The 10075-nt window shown below is 64.0% G+C and carries 8 protein-coding genes; 3 read left to right on the top strand and 5 right to left on the bottom strand.

Annotated features, from left to right (window positions below):
- Nucleotides 1-33 precede the first annotated feature (33 nt).
- The gene (locus ACQU6B_RS01810) at nt 34-1167 is read left to right on the top strand and encodes a glycosyltransferase (protein ID WP_430868338.1); all 1134 of its coding nucleotides are present in this window, start codon (nt 34-36) and stop codon (nt 1165-1167) included.
- 75 nt (nt 1168-1242) lie between these two features.
- Nucleotides 1243-2610 carry an O-antigen ligase family protein gene (locus tag ACQU6B_RS01805; RefSeq protein ID WP_430868337.1) on the top strand — a complete coding sequence of 456 codons (1368 nt, stop codon included), beginning with the start codon at nt 1243-1245 and terminating at the stop codon, nt 2608-2610.
- Here the strand turns inward: ACQU6B_RS01805 and ACQU6B_RS01800 are convergent.
- From ACQU6B_RS01800 to ACQU6B_RS01785, 4 genes are read right to left on the bottom strand one after another with little or no spacing between them, the layout of a single operon-like run.
- Nucleotides 2583-3773, bottom strand: a complete 1191-nt coding sequence (locus ACQU6B_RS01800; RefSeq protein ID WP_430868336.1) for a glycosyltransferase — start codon at nt 3771-3773, stop codon at nt 2583-2585. The two genes, ACQU6B_RS01805 and ACQU6B_RS01800, sit on opposite strands and share 28 nt — an antisense overlap.
- Nucleotides 3770-5239 (bottom strand): lipid II flippase MurJ, encoded by a 1470-nt coding sequence (locus tag ACQU6B_RS01795; RefSeq protein WP_430868335.1) that lies wholly within the window; start codon nt 5237-5239, stop codon nt 3770-3772. The genes ACQU6B_RS01800 and ACQU6B_RS01795 overlap by 4 nt, the downstream gene beginning before the upstream one ends.
- A complete protein-coding gene (locus ACQU6B_RS01790; protein ID WP_430868334.1) occupies nt 5236-6441 on the bottom strand; it encodes a glycosyltransferase in 1206 nt (401 codons plus the stop codon). The genes ACQU6B_RS01795 and ACQU6B_RS01790 overlap by 4 nt, the downstream gene beginning before the upstream one ends.
- A 13-nt stretch (nt 6442-6454) precedes the next feature.
- Nucleotides 6455-7837: a sugar transferase gene (locus tag ACQU6B_RS01785; protein ID WP_430868333.1), complete on the bottom strand. Its 1383-nt coding sequence runs from the start codon at nt 7835-7837 to the stop codon at nt 6455-6457.
- 253 nt (nt 7838-8090) lie between these two features.
- On the opposite strand from ACQU6B_RS01785, the gene ACQU6B_RS01780 reads away from it, so the two are divergent.
- Nucleotides 8091-9467, top strand: coding sequence for a polysaccharide biosynthesis tyrosine autokinase (locus tag ACQU6B_RS01780; RefSeq protein ID WP_430868332.1), 1377 nt, complete (start codon nt 8091-8093; stop codon nt 9465-9467).
- A gap of 34 nt (nt 9468-9501) precedes the next feature.
- Here ACQU6B_RS01780 and ACQU6B_RS01775 read toward each other — a convergent pair whose 3' ends face one another.
- Nucleotides 9502-10032, bottom strand: a complete 531-nt coding sequence (locus ACQU6B_RS01775) for a hypothetical protein (protein WP_430868331.1) — start codon at nt 10030-10032, stop codon at nt 9502-9504.
- Between the last annotated feature and the right edge of the window lie 43 nt (nt 10033-10075).

The following is a 10075-nucleotide window of genomic DNA, read 5'->3' as shown; positions in this document are numbered from 1 at the left end:
GGATAGCGCAGCACCTCAGCAGAGGGGGCGATGATGGCGGGCCTCATCGTCCACGATTGGCTCGCGAAAACGGGCGGCTCCGAGAGGGTCGTCGAAGCGATGATCGAGGCATTTCCGGACGCTCACCTTCAGGTTCTCTGGGACGACGCACCAGACGTTGACAGAGGAACGACCATTCACGACACCTGGCTCGCGCGCACACCCCTGCGTCTCCACAAGGGGGCGTGCCTTCCCATCACGCCCACGGTCTGGCGCCACGTCCGGGCGCCATATTCTCCCGAATGGCTCCTGGTCAGCAGTCACGCCTTCGCCCACCACGTGCGCCTGCCCTCTCTTCCCGACATCCCCAAGCTGGCGTACGTTCATACGCCCGCCCGCTACGTGTGGATGCCCGAGATCGACTGTCGTGGCGACTCGCCGCTCGCCCGGCTGGCAAGTCGCCCACTGCGCACTCTCGATCAGCGCCGAGCAGGGGAGTTGGACGCAGTTGCGGCGAACAGCCACTACGTCGCCGCGCGGATCGCTAGGTTCTGGGAACGCGAGTCTGAGGTCATCTACCCACCCGTAGACGTGGCCGACATTATCTCGACTACCCCCACGGCCCAAAACAGATTGTCCGATGGCGAGAGGCGGGTGATCGATGAATTGGGGCGCGAGCCGTTTGTCCTGGGGGCATCGAGACTGATTCCTTATAAGGAGGTCGGCCAGGCACTTCGGGTCGGCAGGCTACTCGGCTTGCCCGTTGTCATCGCCGGCAGCGGACCGGAGGAGGCACGTTTGCGAGCCGAGGCCGAAAGCCTCGGCGTTCACGCGAGATTTGTGATCGATCCGTCCACCGCCTTGCTGCGCGCCCTCTTCGCGCAAGCAGTACTTTACGTATTCATGGCGATTGAGGATTTCGGAATCATGCCGGTCGAGTCCATGGCATCAGGCACCCCCGTGCTGGCTTGCGCTGAGGGCGGCGCGAGCGAGTCGGTACTGGCCTGCGAGGGGGGTGCGGTCGTGAACGAACGATGCGACGACCTCGAACTCATCTCTGCCGCGCACGCGGCGCTGAGTGTGGACGTCTCCGAGGTAGCCCAGAACGCCATGATGTTCGATCGATCCCGCTTCGTGCGGGAGATCACCGCGTGGGTACCGCAAAGCGTCGGCACCAAGATTCCATGAACGGCCCTCCGTGCCGCGGTAAGTTGTAAACGTGCGCGCCTCACGACGGGCGAGAAGCGCGCCAGGAGGATCACTATGATCACCGTTGTGCTGGCTGCCGTGGCGCTGGTAGTGCTGGCGCTCACAGTGGTCATGAAACCCCACCACCGCCTCTACGTTGCAGCCTTCCTCGCGGTGCCACAGGTGCATCTGCCCGGCTTTCCCGCCTCAATCTTCCAGATGTGGATGATCATCATCCTTGTGTTGACCTTCATCGAGCCCAGCAATCGGTCGCCCATACGGCGAATCGAGATCCCGGTGGGCCTGCTGGCCATCGTGACTTTCCTCTACGTCTTCGTGTCCGCGCAGCCAACGTCCGCGCTTCTCATCGGGTCACAGCTCCTCGCCTTTCTGGCTTTTCTTAGGCTGGGCCATGCGGTCGGAGTCGAGAGTCGGCATATCTACCGCGCCGCTAGCCTTGTGGCTTTCTGGGTTGTCGTTGAAGCGCTCATGGCGATCGCGTTCCACCTGCGCCCCGCGTGGGAAATCGACTTCATGCGCACGTTGTTGGCGGATGTGTTCGTAGGCCCGAGCGCCCAGGCGCTTTTCACCACGGGCCCAAACAACGTCCTCGATCCGCTGAAGGCCGGCGGGCTGTTCGTCAACGGCAACGTTGCCTCAATGTTTCTGGGAACGGCGGCGCTCGTGTTCGTCGCCGTCGCGCTCCACTTTCGTAGGGCGTGGGCCGGCTGGGTTGCGGCTCTTGCTGCGCTCGGCGTCCTCGCGACCGGGTCCAAAACGGGTCTTCTCCTCTTAATCCTGCTGCCTATCGCCGCCGCGCTACTCGTGGTCGCGAGTGGACGCGCGGGGGTGTTGGCCGCGGCGGCGCTCCTTCCGGCCCTGGTGGCCGTGGGGCTTGCCATTCCACCGTTCCTATCGACTCGCTTCCCTCAGTATTTCTCGGAGCTCGACGCGTCGGCCGCCGACCGTGCGCCGCTGTGGCGGGCGGCGTGGCAACTATTCGGCGAGCAACCGCTGGTAGGGCTCGGCTATGGCAACTGGGCTGAACACGCCGAGGCAGCGGTCGGGCGAACGATACCGCCCCACAATCTTCTGCTCGCGTCCTGGGTCAACACGGGCATCGTGGGCTTGATCTTGACGATCGCCATCATCACGACGGTCACGGTTGCCGGTGCCGTTGCTCTGGCAAGGACAGCAGAGCGTCGCCAACGCGCCACCATCGCATGCGCCCTAGTGGCTACCTGGTGGGTGTTCCTTCATGGAATGGCTGACAACACAACCGTCTACGGCGAAATGAAGAGCATGGTCCTCGTCGCCCTCGCGATCATGCTCATGGACCTGCCGGCACGCGAACCAGAGACGGACGACCCCAAACTCAGCCGGCGCCGCGTCTCGGGAACACAGCCACCTGCACGCTATCCCCCCGCGAGGAAACCCCTGTAAAGCAACGACAGCTTGGCGGATTGCCTGGTCGAGTCAAAGAACATCTCCATGCGTTGCCGCCCGGCAGCGCCAAGATCACGAGCAGCCCGCCTGTCACTCAGCACCGCCACGAGGGCCTCCGCGAGCCCCTCGACGTCGCGTTCGGGCACCAGATATCCGGTTGTCCCGTCCACGACGGCCTCTGGGATTCCGCCGTGTAGCGTGGCGACAATGGGCCTGCCAGTGGCGCTCGCCTCGAGCAGCACCTGACCGAGCCCCTCCGCGGCACCAGTGCTCGCGGTGTAGCTGGGCTGGCAAAGCAGGGTGGACTGTCGAAGTGCCAGCGCGACCGCGGCCTGGTCTTGAACGCCGGCGAACTGAACGGCGTCACCTATCCCGAGAGCGGCAACCTGCTCCGCGAGCGGGCCTCGCTGTGGACCATCCCCGATAATCCGTAATCGCGCCTCAGGAACCTTTTTCAGCACGTGAACAAAAGCACTGATGAGATCCGCTGTGCCCTTCATCTCCACCAGTCGCGCGACGTGAAGAATAGTCGGCTCCTCAGGCGGTGGCGCTTGCGCGAACAACTTGAGGTCAATGCCGGTGTAGAGCACCGTGAGCGAATTCTCCCTCGCGCCCAGTTCCACCGCGTTGCGGGCGATGTGCTCCGACACGGCGATCAGGCACGCCGACTCCTTGAGGAACCTGCCCCTTGTCGCCGCGTAACGGATCCAGTTCACTCGCCCTGAGCGCACCAGCGCAGACCGGTTCAGCGACGCATCGAAACCGTGGAGAGTCGTCACGAGCGCGACATCCGCGGCCGCAGCCGGCCGCGTCGCGACCGAGCCCTCCACCCCAAAGTGCGCGTGAACGATGTCTGGATCGACGCGCCGTAAAAGCCGAGCGAGCGGGCGATGGTCACCAGCGGTGTGACGCAGCACCGCTAGCCGCCCCGATTCCGCAAGGGTCGAGGTTCTTCGATCCCCGGCAACTTCGCCCACGATCGCGTCACGAGCCATGTAGCAAACATTCTCGTCGAGCGCTTCCGCCTGCAGAGGTATAAACGGTTCGGAGGGGAGGAACAGCGTGTGCCGAAAAACCGAGACGTCGAGCCGCTCATCCATCAGCGGGCCCATCGTGCCGCTACCAGAGTGCGCCACGGCAGACCTGGCGCCACTCGTCATGTCCGCCACCCACTAAGCATTTCTCTCGCAGTATTGCGCAGACTCGGGGTAAGCCACAGCGCTAGGAGCCAAATCGCCGCGAAGGCGACCAGCACACCGATGCCGCCCAGGCCCATCCTTGCGCCCCATATCCCCATCATCACACTCAGCGTGACAGGGACAATCACCGCAAGGCACGCGCGCAGAAGCGCCGGCATGAGCCCCAGGAACGACGCCGCGACAACAGTCTGAACCAGCGCGCCCGCACTTGCGCCGATCCCGATGCCGAGGGCTCCCAGTTCCCGGAACAGCGCGAGGTCGACGGCGATCAGCGTGACCGAACCCAGCCCCAATGCGGCGAGTACCTCGCGATTACGGCGACGAGAGTTAAGCACCTTGATAAGAAAATAGGCCACGAGCTGGAACGCGAGGCCAAAGCTCAGGCCGAGCAGGTACTTGCCGGTGATGATTTCAGCTCGTGCGTCGAAGGCTCCCCTCCCGAACACCACGCCGACAATGTCCGTGCCGAGAAACGCGAGCACGACGGCAGGACCGGCACCGACAAATACCAGCAGGCGCACAACCTTCCGCGCGCTCCGCTTCACTTCGATGTCGGTCTTGTTCGCGTACGCGGACAGACTCGCCAGGCCGAGGGGCGTAGCGATGAGCACCACCAAGGTGTCTGAAATCACCCGCGCGTAGTCGAGGCTGGCGGTGGCTCCAGTGCCTAATAGCGTGGAGATCATCCGCTCGACCACGATCGCGCCCTGGAGGAGAAAGGGCAACGGAACGAGGGGCCGGACGATGCGCCACAGAGTTGCGTACGCCTCCCGCCGCTCGGATGGGGTGATGTCTTCTGCCGTGCCCGCCAGGCGGGATCTGTGAATTCGAGTTGCCGACCACGCCGCCAGTCCTACATACGCGCCAGTAAATCCACCCGCCAACCACACTGGCGCGTCGTAGATCACCGCGAGCCCCACGCCGACGATCAGCCCAACGCTCTGCGCAGACGCCCGCACCGAGGCGATCCGATACACGCCGTGCGACATCTCGAGGTAAGACGCGAGCGCGGTGTAGATGTACGGCGGTATGCCGACGGCCATGACGCCGAGCATCAACGCAGTCATGGCACCCGTCGACGCGTCGAACCCCGGAGCGATGAGGCGGGCCGCCACGTCACGCCAGATCCACAGGGCGAGTGCGAGCACCACGGAGACGCCTAGGAGGAGGTCTCGAATCGCCCGGTAATACACAGCCGCACGCCGCGGGTCAGTCACCAGGAACCGCGCATGAATAGGCACGAAGCCTGCTGACAACGCGTCAGCGGTGAAGAAGTTCACCGGGGCGAGCGTCGCCGTTTGTGCCGTGCGAAACGCGGCAACCGGCGCCGAGATCCCGAACGCTGCAGCCAGGAGCACCTCACGGAGGATGCCGAGCAGTTTGCCCGCCAGCCCACCCGCGAAGAGGCTCAGCGCAGCACGCCTCATGGGCGAGCGCCCCGCTCTTGGGACAGGGCGGCCAAAGTGGTCACCATCTCGCGAGCCTGCTCACCGCGACCCTGCCAACTGTGCTCCTGCGCTATCGCCACGCGCGCCGCGATCCGTTGCGGGGAAGGCACTTCAGAGAACTGCTCGGCCGCCGCGACGAACCCCTGCGGACCCGACGCGAGCTCGACCATCCCCGGGACACGGCGAACTCCGGGCAGGTCACTCGCGACGACCGCGAGTCCCGTGCCCAAATACTCGAAGGTCTTGAGCGGACTCACACCCCGGGTATAGGGGGAAACGATGTACGGGATGAGCCCTACCGTGGCCCGCGCAAATTCTTGCGCAAGTTCGGCGGGCGCGAGCATCCCGAGGTATTGCACTCCTGCACCTAGCGCCCGCGCGAACTCTTTGCCATCACCGTGGCCGCGCGGACCCGCCAACATCACCTGCCACCCCGCCCTTGTCAGCGCATGGAGCGCGGAGTAATCCACCTTCTCGGGCGTGAGGTTGCCGGCGAATATTGCGCGCCGAGCCACCCGCGCCGGGGCGCTCGTGAGTGCCGCCGAAAACACCTGCGTGTCAGCGACGTTTTCCCACAGAATTGAGTCGGCGAACCCGCGTTCCTCGAGATGCGTGCGCACCACCTCACTCGAGGCGACCGACGTCGCCCCGGCCTTTGCGAGCGAAACCTCACCCTCGTCGATGAGTTCGGGGTCGATCCCAGCGACCTGGCCGAGCAAATCCACGCAGTGATAAACCGTGGCGTCGGCATGCGCTTCGAGCCCGTACGTCACTGGCGTGTACGTCCACAAGATGCGCGTGCCGGCGCCCTGGAGCCAACCCCGCACGCTTCGGCGCAGCACCGCACCATTAGCGGGGTGCGCGACTCGCCACGAGGCGGGCGCGACCAGCGGCGAGGCGACAGAGACGCCGTCCGGGACCGCCCGGCTCACGCCCGCCGCGCCACGACGCGTGACCACCGCGCGCACGCGCCTAGCTATGCGTCCGGCGTCAGCGGCGGAAAACTCGGGCGCGCGCAATCCCAGTGACTCGACAAAGGTGACGGATACCCCCCGCTGCTTTGCGAGTTCGCGTGCGATGTAGTGCTGGTTGGTGGCAATCGCCTGGTTCCAGTCAGCAGTACCAAGGATGAGGACGTGCGTAGATGCGGAGGTTCCCTTTGGAGTCGACGATCCTGACACAGGTATCACGCCGCTAGTACGCGCCGCGGTGGCCAACCACCGCGCGTGCCGTCCTGAGCACAATCATGGCGTCACCTATCAGGCTCCAGTTCTCCGCGTAGTACGCGTCGAGCCGGATCGATTCCTCCGGCGTCAGCGCCGACCTCCCACTCACTTGCCACAGTCCCGTCAGACCGGGCTTGACCAGGAGCCTGCGGCCCGCCAACTCGGTGTATTGGGACACCTCCGACGCGACCTGGGGGCGCGGCCCGACAATCGCCATATGGCCGACGAGCACGTTGTAGAGCTGAGGCAGTTCGTCGAGCGAGTATCGGCGTAGCCGGCTCCCAAGCGGGGTGACGCGAGGGTCGTTCCTGTTCTTGTAGAACACGCCGACGGAGCCGCCCATTGCTTCGCTAAGCCGCGACTCGGCACCTACCGCCATCGACCTAAACTTGAGCATCGTGAAGGGCTTGCCATTCTGCCCGATGCGTTCCTGCCGGAAGAGCGCTGGCCCGGGAGCCGTCACCTTGATCAACAGGGCAATGAGGAGCATCGGCACCAGCGCTACGGCTAACCCCACCGCCGCGATCATTCGGTCGACCACGTACTTGAGGTAGTACTTACCGCCATCGAATGTTGGAGTGTCCACGTGCATCAGTGGCACACCCTCCACCGGGCTCATCTGAATTCGCGGTCCAGCGATGTCCACCATCGCGGGCGCGACGACCAACTCGATTCCCGTCCCCTCGAGCGACCAACTTAACCGGCGCGATTCATGCAAGGACATCGCGTCGTTGCCAGACAGAATGATGTACTCGACCCCCAGCCGCAGGGCCGCATCGGCGGCCACGTCGATGGTTCCGACAACCGGAACCCCAGCGACGGCATCGGGTAGTTTCTCGCCGGGAGTCGCCGGCAGGCAAACGCCAACGACACTCAGACCAGCGCGTCGTGTGCGGATTAGCCTCTCGATCATCTGCTCGCTTACGCCACGAGGCCCAACGATGAGCACCTGCGCCTGTAGATTCCCCGCGTCACGCTGCGCGTGTATCCACTTGCGCCACATTCCGCGGTAGATGAGGAGCGTGACGATGCCAACGGGCCCGGCAATCAGCAAGTAGCCGCGGGAAATGTCCCACTGGGTAAGGAACGCGAGTACGGCCACGGCCACGAACGTGCCGCCAGTGGCCTGCACCACCCTTTGGAACTCGTGCGGGCCATGTCCCAGAATCCAGGCCTCGCGTGAGCGGGTCATTCCTAGCGCAATCCACCACGCCACACCGATGCCTACGGTCACCAGCAAGTATGGCGGCGCTGCCGGCCCCGAGACGCTGTAATCCGTGACCGAACCAAACCGGGCGAACTGAGCAACGACCATCACGAGCAAGACCACAAAGGCGTCAGATAGCGCCAAGCGGGCGCGATAACTACGGGACCAACCGTTTTTACCATTCATCCTTTGCGCGGACGTCGACATTAACTTCCCCCAGCGTTACAAAACACTCAACCGCGATGCGCATTCGGTTTATGTCCCCAGCATTACCCAGATTGACCGAAAATTCCTGCTCAACGAAGGTTGGGCCAAGAACAAAACAACCGAATAAGCCTTCTATGGGATACGTTGAAACGGTCGAGATGTGGGTTCTATTACAGTGGCGAGGGTTGAAATGGATCTGCGAGACTACGCGAACATGCTGCGGAAGAACTGGTGGCTCATCGCCATCGCCGCGGGGTTGGGTATGGCGGTGGCCCTCGCCTACTCCCTCGTAGCGACTCCCCTATACGGCGCGTCAGCGAAAGTGTTCGTGTCGACGTCGAGCGTGACTAGCGTGACCGACCTCCAGCAAGGAAGCAGTTTTACGCTGCAGCGAGTCAAAACCTATGCAGATCTCGTGGGTACGTCCGCGGTGCTGCAGCCCGTCATCGACCAGCTTGGAATTAGCGTCTCGGTGGCGGACCTCAGGCAGCAGGTCTCGGCGAGCAGCCCACTCAATACGACCGTGATTGACATCAACGTCTCTCAGGAGGACCCCGTCTTTGCCGCCTCGCTCGCCACCGCTGTCGCCGAACAACTGGCCGCGGTCGTTGAGGACATAGAGACGACCGATGCGTCCTCGGGTTCCCCCGTCCAACTGACGGTGGTTCAGGAGGCCGAGGTGTCGACCCAACCCACTAGTCCGAACACCACATTGAACCTCGCTATGGGGCTATTGCTCGGACTCGCGCTGGGCGTCGGTATCGCATTGCTTCGGCACACCCTAGACAGGCGCGTGCGCAATGAGCGCGACCTGGGGCTTCTCACTGACACCCCAATTCTGGGCGGGATCGTTTTTGACCCCAAGGCCAAGGAACGACCTCTCATTGTGCACGCGGACCCGCGCAGTCCCCGGTCGGAATCCTTCCGTACGCTGCGCACCAACCTTCAATTTCTCGACACCGAACGCGCCGACCGTTCGTTCGTCGTGACGAGCTCAATTCAAAGCGAAGGAAAGAGCACCACCGCCGCGAACCTCGCGATAAGCATCGCCGACTCCGGCGTGAGAGTCCTGCTGGTGGATGCCGACCTACGCGACCCAAAGATCTCCACCTACATGGCGGTCGAGGGTGGAGTGGGCCTCAGCGACGCGATCATCGGTCGAGCCAGGGCCGCAGACCTGGTTCAGCGGTGGGGGGAGACCACCCTCCACCTTCTGCCCGCGGGCCGGATACCGCCCAACCCTTCTGAATTGCTTGGGTCAGGCGCGATGATGGCGATCATTCAGGATCTGGGGGCGGAATATGACGTAGTCCTCTACGACTCGCCACCGTTGCTTCCGGTGACGGACGCCGCGGTATTGGCACGGCATGTTGGCGGCGCCTTGCTGGTGGTTGCCGCGGGCCGTGTGCACAGTGCGCAGGTGGGAGCCGCGCTCTCGGCGCTCGAGAACGTCGGCGCCAAGGCGTCCGGAATCGTGTTGACCATGTTGCCCACGAAGGGTCCCGACGCCTACGGCTACGGCCACTACGGCCACGCCTACGGAAACAGCCCCCAGTCGAACGAATAGCGAGGCTCGTGGCCGCTGCCTACCCGCTGAGGGATCAGCGTGAGTTCTTCGCGGAACGGCGACGGGCGGCAAGCAGCACCGCGCCCGCACCCAAGACCAGGAGCACGCCTGCCCCAACGGCGAGCCCGCCATTCTCGAACCCAGTTCCCGCCAAACCATCGCCGCCGCCTTCGGAAGCACCCCCCGTGCCTGTTGCGGCCACGACGATGACCGCAGTGTCGACGGCCACACCGTTGATGATGGCGGTCACGCCGATTTCCCCCTCGACGTCGGCGGGAGTCACGGTGAACTTCGCGACGTTGTTCGCGATCACCTTGACTTCGGAAGTGACCGTACCCGCGATGGTCGCGTCATCTCCGGAGGTAGTCGTCTGAAGTTGCGCCTGCGCGCCGTTCTCTCCACCTACTTGGCACGAGAAAGGCGTGCCGGGCGCCACCTGGGCCGAAGAACACGTCAGTGCATCCTCCGGCGCAGGATAAGACTGGGAAGCTTGGGCGGCAATAGGCGCTAACGCGGCCGCGAACGCGAGGGCCAGCAACGCAATCGTGCGACGGATCATATTCATATCCCCAATTTGGGAAAACTGAGCGGATAGGCTAAATGATTGG

Origin of the sequence: Demequina aurantiaca, assembly GCF_050598105.1 — a bacterium.
Lineage (GTDB): Bacteria > Actinomycetota > Actinomycetes > Actinomycetales > Demequinaceae > Demequina > Demequina aurantiaca_A.
Note: the sequence above shows the minus strand (reverse complement) of the source record. Positions and strands in the feature narration are given on the sequence as shown.

Bases quoted from the DNA above. Each gene is read 5' to 3' on its own strand.
- ACQU6B_RS01805 (WP_430868337.1), top strand. From the start codon at position 1,243: ATGATCACCGTTGTGCTGGCTGCCGTGGCGCTGGTAGTGCTGGCGCTC.
- ACQU6B_RS01780 (WP_430868332.1), top strand. From the start codon at position 8,091: ATGGATCTGCGAGACTACGCGAACATGCTGCGGAAGAACTGGTGGCTC.
- ACQU6B_RS01795 (WP_430868335.1), bottom strand. From the start codon at position 5,239: ATGAGGCGTGCTGCGCTGAGCCTCTTCGCGGGTGGGCTGGCGGGCAAA.
- ACQU6B_RS01800 (WP_430868336.1), bottom strand. From the start codon at position 3,773: ATGACGAGTGGCGCCAGGTCTGCCGTGGCGCACTCTGGTAGCGGCACG.
- ACQU6B_RS01775 (WP_430868331.1), bottom strand. From the start codon at position 10,032: ATGAATATGATCCGTCGCACGATTGCGTTGCTGGCCCTCGCGTTCGCG.
- ACQU6B_RS01810 (WP_430868338.1), top strand. From the start codon at position 34: ATGGCGGGCCTCATCGTCCACGATTGGCTCGCGAAAACGGGCGGCTCC.